19 protein-coding genes are annotated in these 18691 nt (G+C 43.6%); 15 read left to right on the top strand and 4 right to left on the bottom strand.

Translation table 11 applies throughout. The features are described from left to right. The first annotated feature begins 6 nt into the window (after window positions 1–6). From BM232_RS00200 to BM232_RS00185, 4 genes are read left to right on the top strand one after another with little or no spacing between them, the layout of a single operon-like run. Window positions 7–549, top strand: a complete 543-nt coding sequence (locus BM232_RS00200) for a chorismate--pyruvate lyase family protein (protein ID WP_091711186.1) — start codon at window positions 7–9, stop codon at window positions 547–549. Then, window positions 546–1424 (top strand): 4-hydroxybenzoate octaprenyltransferase, encoded by an 879-nt coding sequence (gene ubiA / locus BM232_RS00195; RefSeq protein ID WP_218153265.1) that lies wholly within the window; start codon window positions 546–548, stop codon window positions 1422–1424. Before BM232_RS00200 ends, ubiA begins: the two co-directional genes overlap by 4 nt. Continuing rightward, on the top strand, window positions 1421–1918 hold the full coding sequence (locus tag BM232_RS00190) for a hypothetical protein (protein WP_091711184.1): 498 nt from the start codon (window positions 1421–1423) through the stop codon (window positions 1916–1918). The genes ubiA and BM232_RS00190 overlap by 4 nt, the downstream gene beginning before the upstream one ends. Before the next feature lie 31 nt (window positions 1919–1949). Continuing rightward, complete coding sequence (locus BM232_RS00185; RefSeq protein ID WP_091711183.1) at window positions 1950–2774, top strand: thermonuclease family protein; 825 nt, start codon at window positions 1950–1952, stop codon at window positions 2772–2774. 3 nt (window positions 2775–2777) lie between these two features. On the opposite strand, the gene BM232_RS00180 is transcribed toward BM232_RS00185, so the two are convergent. The 3 genes from BM232_RS00180 to BM232_RS00170 are packed head-to-tail and all read right to left on the bottom strand — an operon-like array spanning window position 2778 to window position 5020. Further along, the gene (locus BM232_RS00180; protein ID WP_091711182.1) at window positions 2778–3206 is read right to left on the bottom strand and encodes an ion channel; all 429 of its coding nucleotides are present in this window, start codon (window positions 3204–3206) and stop codon (window positions 2778–2780) included. Continuing rightward, window positions 3207–4271: a GGDEF domain-containing protein gene (locus BM232_RS00175; RefSeq protein ID WP_091711181.1), complete on the bottom strand. Its 1065-nt coding sequence runs from the start codon at window positions 4269–4271 to the stop codon at window positions 3207–3209. A gap of 38 nt (window positions 4272–4309) precedes the next feature. Next, a complete protein-coding gene (locus tag BM232_RS00170; RefSeq protein WP_091711180.1) occupies window positions 4310–5020 on the bottom strand; it encodes a ComF family protein in 711 nt (236 codons plus the stop codon). 42 nt (window positions 5021–5062) lie between these two features. On the opposite strand from BM232_RS00170, the gene bioB reads away from it, so the two are divergent. From bioB to BM232_RS00130, 8 genes are all read left to right on the top strand, one after another. Continuing rightward, window positions 5063–6076: a biotin synthase BioB gene (gene bioB, locus BM232_RS00165; protein WP_091711179.1), complete on the top strand. Its 1014-nt coding sequence runs from the start codon at window positions 5063–5065 to the stop codon at window positions 6074–6076. Between the two features lie 15 nt (window positions 6077–6091). Further along, window positions 6092–7267, top strand: coding sequence for an 8-amino-7-oxononanoate synthase (bioF, locus tag BM232_RS00160; protein ID WP_091711178.1), 1176 nt, complete (start codon window positions 6092–6094; stop codon window positions 7265–7267). Beyond that, the gene (bioH, locus tag BM232_RS00155) at window positions 7257–8018 is read left to right on the top strand and encodes a pimeloyl-ACP methyl ester esterase BioH (RefSeq protein ID WP_091711177.1); all 762 of its coding nucleotides are present in this window, start codon (window positions 7257–7259) and stop codon (window positions 8016–8018) included. The genes bioF and bioH overlap by 11 nt, the downstream gene beginning before the upstream one ends. After that, window positions 8011–8904 carry a malonyl-ACP O-methyltransferase BioC gene (bioC, locus tag BM232_RS00150; protein ID WP_091711176.1) on the top strand — a complete coding sequence of 298 codons (894 nt, stop codon included), beginning with the start codon at window positions 8011–8013 and terminating at the stop codon, window positions 8902–8904. Before bioH ends, bioC begins: the two co-directional genes overlap by 8 nt. Then, a complete protein-coding gene (gene bioD, locus BM232_RS00145) occupies window positions 8901–9566 on the top strand; it encodes a dethiobiotin synthase (RefSeq protein ID WP_091711175.1) in 666 nt (221 codons plus the stop codon). Before bioC ends, bioD begins: the two co-directional genes overlap by 4 nt. A gap of 293 nt (window positions 9567–9859) precedes the next feature. Further along, entirely contained in the window at window positions 9860–10990 is a 1131-nt protein-coding gene (locus tag BM232_RS00140; RefSeq protein WP_091711174.1) for a DUF3800 domain-containing protein, read from the top strand. A gap of 128 nt (window positions 10991–11118) precedes the next feature. Further along, window positions 11119–11844, top strand: coding sequence for a transposase (locus tag BM232_RS00135; RefSeq protein WP_091711173.1), 726 nt, complete (start codon window positions 11119–11121; stop codon window positions 11842–11844). 143 nt (window positions 11845–11987) lie between these two features. Further along, complete coding sequence (locus BM232_RS00130; protein ID WP_091711172.1) at window positions 11988–12620, top strand: hypothetical protein; 633 nt, start codon at window positions 11988–11990, stop codon at window positions 12618–12620. A gap of 769 nt (window positions 12621–13389) precedes the next feature. On the opposite strand, the gene BM232_RS00125 is transcribed toward BM232_RS00130, so the two are convergent. After that, entirely contained in the window at window positions 13390–14028 is a 639-nt protein-coding gene (locus tag BM232_RS00125) for a helix-turn-helix domain-containing protein (RefSeq protein WP_091711171.1), read from the bottom strand. Window positions 14029–14262: 234 nt separating this feature from the next. Here BM232_RS00125 and BM232_RS00120 point away from each other — a divergent pair, with 234 nt between their 5' ends. From BM232_RS00120 to BM232_RS00110, 3 genes are read left to right on the top strand one after another with little or no spacing between them, the layout of a single operon-like run. Next, window positions 14263–15504, top strand: coding sequence for an FAD-dependent oxidoreductase (locus tag BM232_RS00120; protein WP_091711170.1), 1242 nt, complete (start codon window positions 14263–14265; stop codon window positions 15502–15504). 15 nt (window positions 15505–15519) lie between these two features. Then, on the top strand, window positions 15520–15783 hold the full coding sequence (locus BM232_RS00115) for a sarcosine oxidase subunit delta (protein ID WP_091711169.1): 264 nt from the start codon (window positions 15520–15522) through the stop codon (window positions 15781–15783). Then, a complete protein-coding gene (locus tag BM232_RS00110) occupies window positions 15780–18689 on the top strand; it encodes an FAD-dependent oxidoreductase (RefSeq protein ID WP_091711168.1) in 2910 nt (969 codons plus the stop codon). Before BM232_RS00115 ends, BM232_RS00110 begins: the two co-directional genes overlap by 4 nt. The last annotated feature ends 2 nt before the right edge of the window (window positions 18690–18691 follow it).

Genomic DNA, 18691 nt, shown 5'->3' with positions numbered 1-18691 from the left:
TTTTGAATGAAGCATTGGACAAACTGGCTTCCAGCTCGCAAGCAATCGTTACCGCATGACTTGCGTGAGTGGCTGACGGATACGGGATCGCTTACCAAGCGGCTGCAATATGTCAGCGAGCAAGCTGTGAATGTCGAATTATTGCACTATGACTGGCATACCGCTTTGCCTGAAGAAAGCCTGTTTCTTCAGCAGCCTTTACGACGTATTCAGTTGGAGCGGGAGGTTTTATTGTGTGATGGTGACAAGCCGGAAATTTATGCCCGAACCATTATTCCTCAATCCACCTATCAAGTCTTGCCGTCGCGGTTCGATAACCTAGGTACGAAACCATTAGGTCAGATGTTATTTGATGAGCCAACATTAAGTCGAAGCGATATTCAGGTGGCGTGTTTAACACCGCAGCATTGGTTATATCAATTAGCAACTGAAGTATTGGATATTGGTCCTGATATGTTATGGGCGAGACGCTCATGTTTTTACTTGAATGGGCACCCAGTACTCGTGTGTGAGATATTTTTGCCATCAGAAAAATGGAGTTATGTGTGAGTAAGGTTCAACAACGTATTATGCCTTATATCCAGTTGATGCGACTGGATAGACCCATTGGTATTTTACTTTTGTTATGGCCAACATTATCAGCTTTATGGATTGCTGCTGAGGGTCTGCCTGATATCACCGTGTTAGTGGTTTTCATTTTGGGTGTGATTTTAATGCGTTCAGCTGGTTGTGCGATTAATGATTTTGCCGATAGGGAGATAGATGGCAGTGTCTGGCGAACACAAAACCGTCCTCTGGCAACTGGAGAGTTAACAGCCAGACAAGCGGTTTATGTGTTTATAGGCATGGCCTTGGTGGCCTTTATTCTGGTGTCCTTGCTGAATAGCTTGACCATCTGGTTGTCGCTGGGTGGTGTGTTTCTGGCCGCGACATACCCTTTTATGAAACGTTATACCTATTTCCCACAGATTTATTTAGGTATGGCATTTGGTTGGGCGATTCCGATGGCGTTTGCCGCACAAACTAATACAGTTCCGGTAATGGCCTGGTTATTGTTTCTGGCTAATATTATCTGGACAACCATGTACGACACCTTTTATGCGATGGCAGACCGGGAAGACGATCTGCTGGCCGGAGTGAAATCGACAGCCGTATTATTTGGTGATGATGACCTGGTTATCCAGGGCATTATGCAAGTCGGCTATATAGTGGTGATGGTGTTAGTCGGTCTGCAATTAGAGATGGGGTTTATTTTTTACCTGGGGCTGTTTCTGGCTAGTGGCTTGTTTGTCTATCAACAAATTTTGGCAAAAGATCGACAACCACAACGCTGTTTACAAGCATTTTTAAATAATAACTGGGTTGGGTTGATTATCTTTGTCAGTCTGGTCATTCATTACAGTATTCTGTCGGTAGGTAAATGAACGCAATATCAGAAATGTCTTCTTCAAGTTTACAGCAGCAAACAGATGCTCTGGCAAGGGCAATGGATGATCTTAATCCTATGTTAAAGAAAATGCGTTTGCTGGCATCCAATGCGGTGAGCGCAGCTGCCCGGGCCGGTTCTGAAGGTGATGCATTTCGTGTGCTGACCCAAGGCATTCAGGAGCTAGGGCTGGAAATCAAACATGAAATTGATCGCTCCAGAGATTTATTACGGGAATTAGCGGATAGCCCGACTGATGCTGAAAAGAAACAACTGTTATTTCAACTCCAGTCAGCATTAGAAGAATTACCCGTTGCGGTAGCGAAAGGGGATTATTTAACCATTTATTGCTCTGTGGAGGCGGCGCATGCAGAGAGTCATGCCACACGCTTTAATTCCGTTGCTCAAATGTTGAAATCATTGATTGCCGATCTGAGAAACGAAATCAGCAAACAGAAAGAATTGATAAGTAATATGTTCGACGACGTTTAATACCTATTATCGTTATTCATGGAGGAAAACGATGCGAATGATATTGGTGTTTATCGCCTTAGTCATACCTGTTCTTTGCCAAGCCACACCGATATACCAATCTCAAAATGCTCAGGGTCAAAGTGTTTTTTCTAATCAGCCGTCTGAAAATGCGACCTTAATATCGAGCAAGTCAACACCATACCGTTACCGTGTCACCCTGAAGCGAGTTATTGACGGTGACACAATCGAGTTACAGTCCGGTCAGGTTGTTCGTTTAGTTGGGATTAATACCCCGGAGGTTCAGAGCCGTTATCGAGATGGTGAAGCCGGTGGTGAACGGGCAAAAAAGTGGTTACAAAAAACATTAAATAAGCACACACTTTTGATTGAATATGATCAGCAACAGCAAGATAAATATGATCGTTTTTTAGCCCATTGTTTTTTGCCTGATGGCCGTTATTTAAATGCGATGCTGATTGAAGAAGGGCTTGCTTCACTCACTTTGATTCCGCCCAACTTGCGTTATAGCGATCAGCTTATTGCTGCACAAAACCAAGCGGAACAAACGAAAAAAGGTATCTGGTCTTTGCCTGACTATCGGGTAAAACGACTATCTGAATTAAAAGCAGGTAAGAACTACCGAGGCTGGCAGCGAATCAAGTTAAAACTTAAATCAATAAAACAAGGTAAAAAGACGCTTTTTCTGGAGGCTGATAACCATTTCAGATTAGCGATTAAAAACAAAGATAGCGTTTATTTTGCTGATTTAAAAAGTTACCTTAATCAAACTGTTGAAGTGCGTGGCTGGATTCACCGACAGGGTAAACAGTTTTATATGAATATCAGGCATCCCTCAGCGATAATAAAGCAATAACAACTAGCGTTTTGGCAAGTACTTCTGCATTTCCAAAAACACAAAAGAAGCCGACCAGGTAATCATCACTAATCCCGTCAGTGATTCCAGCCCGGTTAAAAAGCGTATATATCCGGTCGGTTCGATATCACCAAATCCCAGCGTGGTATAGGTAGTAAAAGAAAAGTAGCTGCAATCCAGTAAGCTGGAATCAATATTTCCCATCAGCGTGCCAAAATCTCCTGAATGGATCATCAGGTAATAACCGATAGCAAATAGCCAAATTTCTACGATATGCGCCAGCATAACCACCATCACCGCCAGTAACACCCGATAACGATGAATGATATGTAAAGCAGGAAGATGTTTAGCTAACTGATACAAGGTTTCGTAATGGATGAGTATGGTGGTGACAAAAATAAAGGTATTAATGACAAACGTTGTGAGTAACATTTAACGTGCCTGTTTGATTTGATTGCGACCCGATAACTTGGCTGCATATACTGCTTGATCTGCTGCTGCAATCAGGGATTTTGTGTCATGAATATGACCATGTTGACCAAGTGTTGCCAAGCCAATGGAGAGAGTCGCGTGGATGGTTTTACCAGATGGAATAATAAAGTCTGTTTTTTCGACGCGATGACGAATCTGCTCAGCTATCAAAGCCGCATCTTCAGCACTGGTATCAGCTAACAATATGACAAATTCTTCGCCGCCATAACGGGCGAGCACATCACTATTACGTAAACGATCATTCAAAAGTTGTGATACTTGTTTAAGCACTGCATCACCCGCTTGATGCCCGTAGTGATCATTAATGCGTTTAAAAAAATCCAAATCAATAAACAAACAGCTTAGGGGGATATTAATACGCTTGGCACGGCTGACTTCTTCACTGATGCGTTGGTCAAAGAAACGACGATTGTTGATACCTGTTAGAGGATCACGCAAACCGACCAACTTAATATGTTCATGTAAGCGAGCATTTTCCAGACAAGCTGACATCACTGCTGCCAGGTGTTCCAGAAACTGCGTGCCAATATTGCTTTCGAATCGTGTTGGATTGCGGCTACCTAAATTCAGGCTGCCGATTAATATGTTATGCCTGATCAATGGCAGTAAAGCGATAGAGCCAAGCTCGGCTTGATCAGGAAATAAAAAAGCATGTTGATGAGGTGAATAACGGATCAGACGTGTTTTACGTAAGGGGCTGAAATACTGATTTAACAGATGCGCTGATTCAGTAAAGATAAGCTTATCCTGCCATGTCGAATTAACCGGTTGGGCTTCGATTAAACGTTGGAATTCATATTCCGGATCATGTAATAGCAGGGTAACATCGGTCAGTTGAAAACGTTCTTTATGCTCTTCCAGCACAATGCTTAAGAGTTCATGAAGGTTATTACTGGCAAGGAGTGCCAGCTCGTATTCCTGAAAATTGGTCTGTTTTCGCTCATTGCTTTTAGCGATGCGAAGTAGTTCGTCCAAACGTGCTTGTAAGGTGGCGATATCTTGCATCCAAACGCCTTATGAGCCTAAGTGTGATTTAGTTAACACTAATAATGGCTTATTGCACGTGCAATTGTCCATACTTCTATTGTTTCTACTCCCACCCGTTTTAATACACGTGCGGCTTCATGTGTTGTTGCCCCCGATGTCATCACGTCATCAATAATTGCCACATGCTGAGGCACAAAAGAGGAACTATACTCAAAAGCCTGTCGCATATTTTTATGACGTTGTTTTGCATTAAGCTGCGTCTGTGTCGCCGTTTTTTTAATACGTTTCAGTAATTCTGGTCGACAAGGAATTTTCAATAATTTAGCGAGTGAGTCTGCAAATAACAGAGATTGGTTATAACCACGTTGTCGCAGCCGGCTTGGATGCAGTGGTATTGGAAGCAAAACGTCCGGTAGCGTAGCCAAGGTATGATACGAAATAAACTCTTGGGCACACATTTCAGCAAGCTGAATTTGCCGGTGATATTTCAGTGCTGACATCATTCTGGGAATGGCTTGTTCATAGCGATACAGGCTCAGACTTATGTCCTGAATGGGCGGCTTTTTCAGACATTGCCCGCAAATTTGCGCATTGGCTAATGGTATAGCACATCGTATACAACACTGTTGGATAACAGGTAATTCAGCGATGCAGCTTTCACATAGCGCCTGATCGTCTGTTGCCAGCCCGCAGAGTAAACACGGAATTGGAAATACTTTCCTGTATAATTGTCGGAATTGTTGTGTCAGTGAGAGCAGATTTGCCATGACATGACCTAATTTAATCCTTTAAATCAGTAAAGAGTCATCATGCCTGAGAATGTAGCAGAAACCCAAGCAACAATCCGCAACGACTGGAGCCAGCAAGAGGTTGAAGCCTTATTTGCCATGCCCTTTAACGACCTGATGTTTAAAGCACAAACTGTTCATCGTGCCAACTTTGATGCCAATGCGGTGCAGATTAGTACCTTATTAAGTATTAAAACCGGTGGTTGTGCCGAAGACTGTGGTTATTGCCCACAAAGTGCACATCACGAATCAGCTGTAAAAGCTGAACCATTGATGCCACTTGATGAAGTGATGAAATCCGCCAATGAAGCTAAAGAAGCCGGTGCGAATCGTTTCTGTATGGGCGCTGCCTGGCGTAGCCTGAAAGACCGTGATCTGGAACGTGTTGCAGAAATGGTCGAAGGTGTGAAGAGCTTAGGTCTGGAAACCTGTGTCACATTAGGCATGCTTGAAGAGCATCAAGCTAAGCGCTTAAAAGATGCTGGCCTTGATTATTACAACCACAACCTGGATACCTCACCTGAATTTTACGGTGAAATTATTACTACCCGTACCTATGAAGATCGTTTGAATACCTTAAGTCATGTTCGTGATGCCGGTATTAATGTATGTAGTGGCGGTATTGTTGGCATGGGCGAAGGTCGTCATGACCGTGCCGGTTTGTTGATCAGCCTGGCTAACCTGCCAACACAACCACAAAGCGTGCCTATCAATCTATTAGTTCAAGTCGAAGGTACACCATTAGATGGTGTGGATAATCTGGATCCTATCGAGTTTGTTCGTACTATTGCTGTTGCCCGTATCATGATGCCAAAATCATTTGTGCGTTTATCAGCTGGTCGTGAGCATATGACCGATGAGTTACAAGCCATGTGTTTCCTCGCTGGTGCTAACTCAATTTTCTATGGTGAAAAACTGTTAACCACTGACAACCCTGATACCAACCATGATCAGCAATTGTTCAAACGTTTAGGTATCACACCTTGGGTTGGTGAAGAAAAAACAGAAGAACGTAGCTGTTCTTCAGCAGCATAACGTCTCAATTTCCGAGTGGCCAAACTCCCTTGGCATAGTGAACTGACCGCCGCTTTAGCTGAACGCAAAGCGGCGGGGCGTTACCGACAAAACCGGCTTCGTGTCGGTGAGCAGGGCGTGCATATTCATCTTGGCAACAAATCCATTCTGTCATTCTGTAGCAATGATTATCTCGGATTAGCTGCCCATCCTGATATTAAACAAGCGTTCAAAGATGCAGTAGATAAAGAAGGTGTCGGTAGTGGCGCCGCACATTTATTAACCGGTCATAGTTATTACCATCAGGCTCTGGAAGAAAAGCTGGCGGATTTTACAGGTCAACAACGCGTACTGCTTTTTTCCACTGGCTATATGGCTAATCTTGGCGTGATTGATGGACTGCTCAATCGCGGTGATGCGGTGATTCAGGACAAATGGAATCATGCTTCTTTACTGGACGGTGGTCGTCTGACTGATGCTGACCAGTTACGTTACCCACACGCTGATATGGGGCTATTACATAAACGCTTACATAATGCCGCCACAGCAAAACATCGGTTGATAGTGAGTGATGGTGTATTCAGTATGGATGGTGATATCGCTCCTTTACCTGAGATTATGGCCTTATCTGAACAGCACCATGCAGCCGTTCTGATTGATGATGCCCATGGCTTTGGTGTGATAGGTGAGGGTGGCAGAGGTACAGTTTCACATTATCAACTTACCGCTGATAAGGCGCCGATTGTGGTGGGAACCTTAGGCAAAGCCATTGGCACTGGCGGTGCTTTTGTCGCTGCCGACGAGCTGGTCATTGAAACCTTAATTCAACAAGCGCGTAGCTATGTGTATACCACGGCACAACCACCGGCCATTGCTGCTGCGACGCTGGTCAGTCTGGATTTGGTTGAAAAAGAACAATGGCGACGTGACCAACTTCAGCAATTAATTCAGCAATTCAGACAAGGCGCTGAACAACTCGGCTTGGAGCTGATGTCTTCAGAAACGCCAATACAACCCGTCATTATCGGTGAAGATAAAAAGGCGCTGGAAATCGGGGCGAAATTAGAAGAACAAGGCATTCTGGTCGGTGTTATCCGTCCACCCACCGTGCCTAAAAATACGGCTAGATTGAGAATTACTTTTTCTGCTGCCCATACAGAACAGGATGTGGATAGACTGCTTAGCGCACTGGAGCAGGCGTATGCACATTAATAGCATAGGTCAGGGATCAGACTTAGTATTGGTTCACGGCTGGAGTATGCATAGCAGTGTTTGGTCACCTTTACTTGAGTTACTCTCCGAGCACTTTCGCTGTCATCTGGTTGATTTACCCGGACATGGTCAAAGTGACTGGCACGAAGGTGATTTTGAATTAAGCATCTTATTAGCCAAGCTAGCAGAGGCTTTACCAGAAAAGGCCATTTGGCTTGGCTGGTCATTAGGTGGGCAGGTGTCATTAGCCATGGCTAAACACTATCCTGATAAAGTCAAAAAACTGATTATGCTGGCTGCCAACCCTTGTTTTGTACAAACAGATGATTGGCCTTGTGCGATGCCTCCAGAAGTTTTTGAAACATTTTCAGCCAGCTTAGCGGAAGATCAACAACAGACCTTGCAACGTTTTATTATGCTGCAAGCAAAAGGCGCGAATCAGCCCCGGCAAGTGATTAAACAATTAAGTGAACAACTGGCTCAACAGCATGAACCTCACCCCCAGGCTTTACAGGCTGGGCTTGAATGTCTTGCTAACTGGGATTTTCGTGATGCGTTAAAAACGGTTGAGTGTCCTGTTCAGCTGATTCTGGCAGAGAATGATCATCTTATTCCAGTTTCATTAGTGGAATATGTACAGAAGTTGCAGCCAAAACTGCGCATTGATGTCATGACAGGATTAGGCCACGCGCCGTTTATTTCGCAGCCTCAGCAATGCCAATTAGTGATAGAACAATTTATCCATGAGTGAATATCGTCCCGATAAAAAAAGAGTGGCTCAGTCATTTTCTGCCGCCGCCGAGCATTATGATGATGTGGCTGTCTTGCAAAGACAAACAGCCGATGAGTTATTAGAGCGCTTGTCATATATCACTATTGAACCGCAGACCATACTGGATTTGGGAGCGGGGACCGGACGTAACTTATCGTTATTACAAAAGCGCTATCCTCATGCTCAATTAGTGGCTGTCGATATTGCGCCGCAAATGTTAAAGCAGGCCGAAAAGCGTTATCGGCATGATCAAGGCATTAAACGCTGGTTACCAAACCAGCCACGTTTACAGGTATTGACAGGCGATGCCGAAGCCATTCCTCTGGCAGATAACAGCGTTGATCTTATCTATGCCAATCTGGCATTACAGTGGTGTGATCCTAAACGTTGTTTCAGTGAAATTTTCCGGGTGCTTAAACCACAGGGACTATTGATGTTTACCAGTCTGGGGCCGGATACCTTGACGGAACTACGTCAGGCTTGGGCTGAAGTAGATAGCTATCCTCATGTGAATTTATTTTACGATATGCATGATGTGGGTGATGCCATGACAGCCAGCGGCTTAGCGGACTGTGTGCTGGATATGGAGCCATATAAACTCAGTTATAACGATGCGATGAGTGTGATGCGGGATCTAAAAATCCTTGGTGCACGTAATGTGAATGAAGGTCGCCGTCGTGGCCTGACCGGCAAGCAACTGATGCAAAAAGTGATTTCCTCGTATGAAACATTTCGCCAAGCTGACGGTTTACCTGCCAGTTATGAAGTCATCTTTGGTCATGCATGGAAATTAGCTCAATCAGGCCAATGCCGAACTGATGACGACAGTGTTTATATTCCGATCAGTGAGATCAAACGATTATGACCAGCACACATTTTTTTATAACAGGCACAGATACTGAAGTAGGGAAGACCTTTATCAGTGTGGGCTTGGTATCTCTACTGCAACAACAAGGCTATAAAACAGTTGGCATGAAACCGATTGCCAGCGGTTGTGAATGGTTAGATGAGCAGTGGAAAAATGAAGATGCACTCGCATTAATCAAACAAAGCCAGACGGATTTAGCTTATTCACTGATCAATCCTTATGCTTTTGAACCAGCTATTGCCCCCCATATTGCGGCGGAGCGAGAAGGAGTAACACTCTCTCTTGCCAAGATTAAACACAGCTATGAATTGATCGCTGAACAGGCAGACGCAGTCATTGTGGAGGGGGCGGGAGGCTGGTATGTACCACTAAACGCAGAAAGCACCATGGCCGATCTTGCTGTTGAACTTCAATTGCCGGTAATTTTGGTAGTGGCAATTAAACTAGGTTGTATTAATCATGCCTTATTGACCGTGGCAGCCATTGAACAACAAGGTCTCAAACTGGCTGGCTGGGTGGCGAATCATGTGGCTGAACAATCAGAATCAACTGAAATGATAGAGACCTTAACGAGCCGTATTGATGCTCCCTGCTTGGGAGTGGTGCCTCATCTTAACAACCATCAGTCAGCGGCCAGTTTCCTGCGACTACCTGAATAAAATCATTATATGACTTCATAAAACCGCCTTTCCAAAATAAGTAATGTCAGGCACTATTTTTCACTGTCAGTTCAAAAAATTGGCCTCATAATTCAAAAGAAATAAATAGAAATTGATTAAAAATCAATTTTTTATATTTTTTTAAAATGAATTATAAGGCCGCCTGTTTAATATTTATTATGAGGCCAGCGGCCTCATAAAACAGACTGTTAAATGCCTAGGTTACCAGTGAGTACAAATAGTAAATCTAAGATAGACTTTAAAAAGGCATTACGAAAAGAAAGGATAATCAGATGAAGTCGAAGGAATTGCGAGAGAAAGAAAAGATACCCACAATATATCTGGATGAGTCAGGAAATACTGGCTCCAATCTTTTGGATGAAAATCAACCTGTGTTTACTCTAGCGAGTTGCATGCTTTCAAACATAGAAGCTCAAAATTTATTAAAGCTTATTGATTCTAAATCACCACATGAAGCTCACTTCAAAAACCTTAGGCGAAGAAAGTCAGGTCAAGACGGTATAATTCGCCTGATGCGTAGTAATTTAATTGAACCTGAGAATGTAAAGGTCAACATTTTTTTGAAAGAGTTCATGATAACTTCAAAAATTGTAGATATTCTCATCGAACATATGATGCACTTGAATGGAGAAGACCTCTATTTAAACGGCAGAAATATTGCTCTATCAAATATGCTTTATTATTGCTTACCTACATTTCATGATTCTGATTTAGTTAAGTCTATGTATAAGGCTTTCGTTGTGATGATTCGAACTCAGGATCAAGAAAGTATCGACAATTTCTATTTGTCAGCAGAAAACGTTAAAGTTTCATCTATTAATGACGAGTATAATAGAAATATTGACCTAATATTGGACACAAAAAAATGTGTCCATGACGCCTTAGAGGGTATAGATAAATCCTCCTTAGACCCATCAATTCCAGCTCTATTTTCACACTGTATTCTATGGGGACATGCATACCCTGAAGGGTTTCATATTATTCATGATGATTCCCATAGTATAGAAAATCAGAGGATGTTATTTGCTCAATTTATGGACTGGACGCAAACAGATATTGAACTGGGTTACGATAGGAGAAAATATCAGCTTCCCTTAAAGGGGAGGTCATTAAAATTTTCTAGTTCCGATCAATTTTTTCAGCTTCAGGTTTCAGATATTGTTGCTAGCTCATTTTCATATTGGGCATCAGGAGTTAGCCGCGGTGAAACTGAGGATTATCTATTTTTAGAGTTAAATAAGCTTAACTTAGATAGGTTTATTGGACACAATAAAATATGGCCCACAATGGACGTCACACCGAAGGACTTAGGTACTGAGCATGATGGTGGAATTAACGCAGCAGACCATACGCCATTTTTCTTGCATAATGCAGTGCCGAATCCCGACGTAGTCGGCACTTAACAAGTCACTGCACACGGAAATTTTACTCGCTTCGCTCCAGACCAATGGGGTCAGACTCGATTGGTGTGATTGATGTAGGGGATAAAGTTATTTAGACTCAAGCTCTCTCATTATTCAAGGATTGAACAATGGCTCGCTTACCTCGTTTTGTTATTCCCGACCATCCTCAACATGTGATTATTCGAGGCAATAATCGAGAGCCTATTTTTCTGGCTGATGAGGATTATCACTTCTATCTTGAAAAGCTAAAGCAAGCGTGCATTAAACATGAATGTTCATTACATGCTTATGTGCTGATGACAAACCATGTGCATTTATTGATAACCCCGCATACTGAAATAGGTTTGAGTAAGCTGATACAGATGGTCGGACGCTATTACGTTCAGTATTTTAACCACAGTTATCATCGTACGGGTACGTTATGGGAAGGACGCTATAAAGCGACATTAGTTGATACAGAACAATACCTTCTGACGTGTTACCGGTATATTGAACTCAACCCTGTACGAGCTCGTGATATGGCAGAACATCCCGCAGATTACCCTTGGTCAAGTTATGGTTATAATGCCTTAGGAAAAGACAATGCGTTATTAACGCCTCATGAAGAATATTTAAAATTAGGTGATACAACTGAGTACCGTCAACAAGCATACCGAGCGTTGTTTGATAATCACCTGAGTGATGAAACAATGGCAGAGATACGTGAAGCAACCAATAAGTCATGGGTGTTAGGTAATCGTTACTTTAAAGACAAGATTGAGCAACAACTGAATCGTCGAGCGAGTCCTGCTGCTAGAGGAGGAGATAGGCGCTCAACGGCTTACCGTCAGTCAAGCAAAACCAATCGAGTCTGACCCCATTGGTTTTCCGTTTTGCCATTGGTTTCCCCCCCCCAACCGCAATGATGCATTGCAGTAGTCCGAGTGGGTAGGCTAGAGTAAACACGAATAGTCAGTTTGTTCCGCCTAGGCTCTTGATAATTAAATGAGGAAATAAGATGAAAACTGCTTTCACGTTTGTTGCCTTTTTATGTTTCACTCATACCACGGTGATGGCGTCGAATGCTGTTATTGATGATATACGTGAAAAAGGAGAGACATGTCGGTCAATGGCTCAAACAGTCGAAGGCCAGAAGCTCGCCCATCTGTGTTTGTCGAGTTGCGCACGCTATGGTGATACGTTAACTCAATATCCTGAATTGTTGAGTGATATTGGGGTGGAAAGATGCCATAGGGATTATGCGAGGGCGCAGCAAGGTTTGACGAAAACGCCACCGCCCGTTAATCGAACACAAAATGCCCCAGCAAAAGCGGAACCTGCTCGCACAACTATGCCGGATGTTGAAGGCCTATGGACGGGAATACTCAGAGGAGAGATGCGAGTGCGGGCTGATGCCCGTACCGACTGGCAACAGATTTGCCGAGGTACAGCGATGGTCATGGCGTTTGCCCATGATTCAACGGATACGATAGAGCAGCAAAAGCAGCGGCGGCTTGATCAAACCGCATTTTTTAAACAGCTTAAACGTAAAGATCAAGTGCGCTTGATTGGCATCACATACGATCCAGCCAGAGCCGGGCAGCAGCTTCATTGCCAAGCTGAGCGGGTTGAGATTATCGGCTCGAATTAAGCTTGCGTATTTTTCGAATAATTGGGGTCAGAGTTAAATTAAGTTTTCAACGTGTTGATACTTAGAGTTAATCAAGTATAACTTTACTCTGACTTCGAACTTAAAAAGCTTTACCCAATCACAATAACTTTTCTAAGTCGAAAACGCATAAGTCTTATGCTTTAAAAGAGTTACGTATTTATTCTAGCGAGCTAGTTTTTTGTAGTAATATTCATAACCATTAACCGTGTTGAAAACAGATTTTCTGGGTAATATCGCATAACCTAACCTATTGACAGGCTAGCTCAATATAAGGGCAAAAGGGTATGTTTATTACTTCAATACAATATATTAGGGCGTTTGCGCCTTATACTAAATGTTAAAGCGTCTGAGTTTTTAAGGGTAAAACATTTAAAATAAAGACTTGTTTAAAACCAAATTCAGTATTTAAAAACAGTAAAAAACAAAACAACCAGGCCTAGTAACTTTAGTATTGGTGTTTATAAAAAAGTGTAATGTTACAGGTTAAAAGTACAACAACCACTTCAAGCATCACGCTTTAACAAGGCACTCAAGCGGACTGCGCTAACGCGCCGCTCGCTTAATTTAATCGTTAGGGGAAAAACTTTTATCAAAGACCAAAGGGGGCAGAGTCAGACTTGATTGGTATGATTGAGATATTTGGGGTCAAGTTAGAATTTATTGAGAATAGCCTTGCCACACCGCGACCCCATATTAGAAAGTAATCTACTTTTACACTGACCCTAAGTACTTAAAAAACAGACTAGTTTTAGTAACTATCGTCTTCAAAGTCATCAAGACTATCGTAGTAGATGATGGCCAGATATTGAATCGGCATTTTGAGTTTGGTTTCCGGTCGGTGAGGTTGTTCTGCGTGGAATGTCAGAGAATCGCCAGGTTCAAGAATAAAACGTTCGTCACCGACGGTATATTCCAGTTTCCCTTCCAGCATATAAATGAATTCAGTGCCGGCGTGTTCAAACGGATCAAACACTTCACTTTCTTCATTTAAGGTAATCAAAAACGGTTCAAACAGTTTTTTCGGGCCGGTGTCATAGGCTAATAATTGATAGGTATGACCACTCTTGGTACCACGGCGAACCACTTCCATTCCTTCGCCATTTTTCACATATTGAGCACCGCCCATTGGCGTGTCGTAATCGTGAAATAACCGTGAGAGCTTTACACCAAGAGCATTGGCAAGGTGTTCCAGTTTTTCCAGGCTGGGTGAGGTCAGTCCATTCTCAATCTTACTCAACATACCGCGACTGACATTGGCTCGCATAGCGACATCAGCAATGGTTAATCCATTTTCAGTACGAATATGACGTAGCGTGTTTCCCAGGTGTTTATCTAACGATTGATGTGTCGCAGTATCAGTTGTCACGATCGTTTGCTGTTTGCTCACGGCAAGAATACTCCATCTTCTTCAAAGCTTTTTCCTGATTATACCTGAGGTTTTTTTATTTATCCGGACTAAATGTTTCCTATTGTGAAAAAAAGTTTACAAGACTATTGACATGTTTTTTTCAGCATGAGTAAATAGAACCATGTTTCATGACGTGAAATATTGTTTACCTAGTTAGTGGTAGATTCGCATACTACTTTAGTAGTAGTTGAGCATTATGAGTGGAGGTTAAGAATGCCATTAGGGCTATTAAAATATGGTCTGAGTAGTGAACACCCGGCACCACGTTTTTTTAGGGACTGTACTGAACCTAAGAAATCGTACGATGCCGTGATTATCGGTGGCGGCGGACATGGTTTGGCTGCAGCGTATTACTTAGCTAAAGACTATGGCATTACCAATGTAGCCGTATTAGAAAAAGGCTATATCGGTGGCGGCAACACTGGTCGTAATACCACCATCGTACGTTCTAATTACCTGACACCAGAAGGGGTTAACTTTTATGACGCCAGCGTCAAAATATATGAAGACCTCTCTGAAGAATTAGACCTGAACCTGTTTTATTCAACACGTGGCCACTTTACTCTGGCTCACACCGAATCAGCGATGCGTACTATGCGCTGGCGTGCTGAAGTGAATAAACATGTTGGGGTTGAGAGTTATGTCGTCGGTCCTGAGGAGATATCCAAAGCTTGTCCGCAATTGGATATCTCCTGCAGTGGCCAAGCGCCTATCCTGGGTGCCTTATACCATGCACCAGGTTCAGTGGCTCGCCATGATGCCGTGGCATGGGGTTATGCTAAAGAAGCTGACCGCATGGGTGTTGAAATTTTCCAAATGACTGAAGTCACCGGCATTGACACCAAGGGGGGAAAAGTTGTTGGTGTGAATACGTCTAAAGGCTATATCAGCACAAACCGTGTTCTTTCAGCTGTGGCAGGTTTTACACCACGTATCACTGAAATGGTGGACTTACAAACGCCGATTGTGATTCATCCTTTACAAGCCTGTGTATCCGAACCAATGAAACCTTGGCTCGATACGATTCTGGTTTCAGGCAGCTTGCATGTGTATGTAAGCCAGTCGTCTCGCGGTGAACTGGTCATGGGATCGTCATTAGATCCTTATGAGTTCCATTCAACACGTTCATCACTGGATTTCGTGGAAGGACTCACCACACATATCACTGATATGTTCCCATTTTTATCGAATGTCAAAGTGGTGCGTCAATGGGGTGGTATGGCTGACATTACACCTGACTTTGCACCGATTATGGGTAAAACACCATTAGAAGGGTTTTATCTGGATGCCGGATGGGGAACATGGGGATTTAAAGCCACACCTATCAGTGGCAAAACCATGGCCGAGACAATAGCCAAAGATATGGCTCCTGATCTTATTAAATCATTCCGTTTATCACGTTTTGAAGACTATGAGCTGACCGGTGAAAAAGGCGCAGCTTCAGTTGGTCACTAAGTTAAGAGTAAGGCTATGAAACTTCTTGAATGTCCTATTAATGGTATCAGGCCGATAAGTGAATTCACTTACGGCGGAGAATATCGAAATATGCCCAACCCTGACACATGTTCAGATTCTGAGTGGGCAGCCTATGTGCACTATCGTAATGGTGCACCTGGTTTGAAAAAAGAATGGTGGTATCACACCCCCAGCGGTACCTGGTTTATCGCTGAACGTAACACGATGACTGATAAGGTCAACCGTACTTATCTTCTGGGTCAGGAGGAAGCTAAATGACCAGCCGTATTGCTAAGAAACGAGGTGAGTGGATCAACCGTGACAAGCCACTGACTTTTCAATATGAAGGTCAGACTGTGCAAGGTTACGAAGGCGATACCATTTCCAGTGCGCTGTGGGCGGCTGGTATTAATGTGCTGGGTCGTAGCTTTAAATATCACCGTGCGCGTGGTGTATTGAGCTTTGCCAATCATGATGTTAACGCCATGATGACCGACGGTGTCGATACTAATATCCGTGCTGATGTCTGGCCTGTTGCTGACGGTATGGATATCAAAGCCGTCAACACTATTGGTGGTGTATTAAAAGATAAAAACAAATATATCGATTATTTATCACCTTTCCTGCCAGTCGGTTTTTATTACAAAACGTTTTATAAACCAAAAAGCCTGTTTCCATTCTGGGAAGACAAAATCCGTAAGGCTGCTGGTTTGGGTGAAGTTAACTTTAACTACCCACGCATTATTAAACCGAAAAAATTTGCACACTGTGATGTGTTAATCATCGGTGCTGGTCTGTCTGGTTTATCAGCAGCGGTCAAAGCAGCTGAGCAAGGTCTGGATGTTATCGTTGTTGACGAAAACAAGCAGGCAGGTGGCAGCCTGACTTATGACTATGCCGGTGAGCAAACGACAGCCGATACGCTGACAAGCCTGTTAGGTAAAGTGGAGTCAAACCCGAATATTCGTTTAATTACCGATGCTTATGCCGGCGGTTTTTATGGCGATAAATTGGTGCCATTAGTTGGTAAAGACGGCATCACTAAAGTCTGGGCGAAATCGGTAATCGTGGCTTCTGGAGCGTTTGAGCAACCACCTGTCTTCCGTTACAACGATTTACCCGGCGTGATGCTGGGATCGGCAGCACAACGTTTGATTCACCGTTATGCCGTTAAACCATTTAATAAAGGTGTGGTGGTTACTGCCAATGACTATGGTTATCGCACAGCACTGGACTTAGCGTCTGTTGGCGTAGATGTCGTTGCGGTTATTGATATGCGTAGAAACGGCGCGCCACGAGATCTTTCTCAGAAAGTGAGAGATAAAGGTATTGCTGTTCATATCTCCAGCTGTATTTATGAAGTGATCCCGACGTCTGATAAGTTGGGTGTCAAAGCCGTGTCTGTCTGCCCTTATGATGACATTAGTGCTGGCGCGGATAGTGGCCATACCGTACGTTTGTCTTGTGATGGTGTGGCGATGAGTGCTGGCTGGGCGCCAGCCGCTGCCTTGCTGTATCAAGCAGGCACAAAAATGCGTTATGACTATAGCGTAGAACAATTTGTACCTGATGAGTTGCCTGAAGGTGTCTTTGCCGCAGGTAAGGTCAATGGTGTGTTTGACTCTAAAGCGCGTCAACTGGATGGTCAGCGTGCAGCAGCAGAAGCAGCTGCGTTTCTTGGTAAAACTGTTGATGTGGTTACTGTGCCTAAAGTGGAAATGGCACCACCTAGCCATCCGTATCCGATTGTCGAACATCCGAAAGGCAAAAACTTTGTCGATTTTGACGAAGATATCCAGGTCAAAGATTTCATCAATGCTGCCAAAGAAGGTTTTGACAATATTGAGCTGATGAAACGTTTCACCACAGTGGGTATGGGCCCAAGTCAGGGTAAACATTCTAATATGAATGCGATCCGCATTCTGGCACGAGTACGTCAGTTGCCGGTTGAAAAAATTGGTACTACCACTGCACGACCATTTTTCCACCCAACACCGATTGGTCATCTGGGCGGACGTGGTTTCCATCCTCATCGTTACACAGCCATGCATGAATGGCATGTCGATAATGGTGGCGTGATGATGGATGCTGGTATGTGGATGCGTCCTGCTTATTACCAATATCGCGGACGCACGATGTCAGCAATGGAAGCCGTACAGGAAGAAGCCTTAGCGGTCAGACAGCAAGCAGGCATGATTGATGGCAGTACCTTAGGCAAAATTGAAGTCTTTGGTGCCGATGCGACTGAATTTCTGGAACGCTTTTATACCGGTAAGTTCAGCAAACAAAAAATTGGCGAAAGCCGTATTGCTCTGCTGTTGGATGAAGCGGGTGTGATGGTGGATGACGGACTGGCTGTTCGCGTTGATGATGAAAAGTTTTATGTATCAACTAACTCATCTAATGCTGCGACGGTTTACCGTGAAATGCAGCGTAATGTGCAGCTATGGGGCTTACAAGTCACGCTAGTGAATTTGACTGGTGCGATGGCAGCAATGACCCTGGCCGGACCAAAATCACGTGAGATTTTAAGTACGCTAACAAAAGCGGATATCAGTGAAGCGTCGTTACCGGATGGAAATATGATCCAAGCCGAGATTGCTGGGGTAGATGCCAAAGTGATGCGAGTCAGTTTTGTAAGTGACCTGGCTTTTGAAATTCACGTGCCATACAAAGCGGGACTGCATGTTTGGAAACAAATCATGGCGGCAGGGGAATCTCATGGCATTCGCCCATTTGGTACTGATGTCCAACGTCTGCTGCGTCTGGAAATGGGACATCACTTGATTAGTCACGATACTGATGGTCTGACCAATCCATATGAAGCACATTCTGAAGCTTTATTGAAGATGGATAAGCCATTCTTTATCGGTCAACGCAGCCTCAAGATCATCGCGAAGAAAACACTGAACAAAAAGCTAGTGAACTTTGTTCTGGAAAAAGACTTTACGGGTGACATGCCGAATGAATGCAATCTGGTGATTGAAGACGGCAATATCAAAGGTCGTGTGACCAGTATTGCTTACAGTAAATACCTCAACAGAGTCATTGGTTTTGCGTTTGTTGCACCAGAACAGGGCAGTACGGGATCAACGTTTTCTATTCGTACCGATAGCGGTGCAATGGTGAAAGCGACCGTCGTCAAAGCCCCTTTCTTTCACCTACTTGATAATGACGGAGAATAAGC

The sequence above is a fragment of the Methylophaga sulfidovorans genome (assembly GCF_900114205.1).
Lineage (GTDB): Bacteria > Pseudomonadota > Gammaproteobacteria > Nitrosococcales > Methylophagaceae > Methylophaga > Methylophaga sulfidovorans.
This window is presented reverse-complemented; position numbering and strand designations above follow the sequence as displayed.

What these genes read in the sequence shown, in the direction of transcription:
- BM232_RS00200 (WP_091711186.1), top strand. Translation starts at nt 7, where the DNA reads ATGAAGCATTGGACAAACTGGCTTCCAGCTCGCAAGCAATCGTTACCG.
- BM232_RS00190 (WP_091711184.1), top strand. Translation starts at nt 1,421, where the DNA reads ATGAACGCAATATCAGAAATGTCTTCTTCAAGTTTACAGCAGCAAACA.
- BM232_RS00185 (WP_091711183.1), top strand. Translation starts at nt 1,950, where the DNA reads ATGCGAATGATATTGGTGTTTATCGCCTTAGTCATACCTGTTCTTTGC.
- BM232_RS00180 (WP_091711182.1), bottom strand. Translation starts at nt 3,206, where the DNA reads ATGTTACTCACAACGTTTGTCATTAATACCTTTATTTTTGTCACCACC.
- BM232_RS00175 (WP_091711181.1), bottom strand. Translation starts at nt 4,271, where the DNA reads ATGCAAGATATCGCCACCTTACAAGCACGTTTGGACGAACTACTTCGC.
- BM232_RS00170 (WP_091711180.1), bottom strand. Translation starts at nt 5,020, where the DNA reads ATGGCAAATCTGCTCTCACTGACACAACAATTCCGACAATTATACAGG.
- bioB (WP_091711179.1), top strand. Translation starts at nt 5,063, where the DNA reads ATGCCTGAGAATGTAGCAGAAACCCAAGCAACAATCCGCAACGACTGG.
- bioH (WP_091711177.1), top strand. Translation starts at nt 7,257, where the DNA reads ATGCACATTAATAGCATAGGTCAGGGATCAGACTTAGTATTGGTTCAC.
- bioC (WP_091711176.1), top strand. Translation starts at nt 8,011, where the DNA reads ATGAGTGAATATCGTCCCGATAAAAAAAGAGTGGCTCAGTCATTTTCT.
- bioD (WP_091711175.1), top strand. Translation starts at nt 8,901, where the DNA reads ATGACCAGCACACATTTTTTTATAACAGGCACAGATACTGAAGTAGGG.
- BM232_RS00140 (WP_091711174.1), top strand. Translation starts at nt 9,860, where the DNA reads ATGAAGTCGAAGGAATTGCGAGAGAAAGAAAAGATACCCACAATATAT.
- BM232_RS00135 (WP_091711173.1), top strand. Translation starts at nt 11,119, where the DNA reads ATGGCTCGCTTACCTCGTTTTGTTATTCCCGACCATCCTCAACATGTG.
- BM232_RS00130 (WP_091711172.1), top strand. Translation starts at nt 11,988, where the DNA reads ATGAAAACTGCTTTCACGTTTGTTGCCTTTTTATGTTTCACTCATACC.
- BM232_RS00120 (WP_091711170.1), top strand. Translation starts at nt 14,263, where the DNA reads ATGCCATTAGGGCTATTAAAATATGGTCTGAGTAGTGAACACCCGGCA.
- BM232_RS00115 (WP_091711169.1), top strand. Translation starts at nt 15,520, where the DNA reads ATGAAACTTCTTGAATGTCCTATTAATGGTATCAGGCCGATAAGTGAA.
- BM232_RS00110 (WP_091711168.1), top strand. Translation starts at nt 15,780, where the DNA reads ATGACCAGCCGTATTGCTAAGAAACGAGGTGAGTGGATCAACCGTGAC.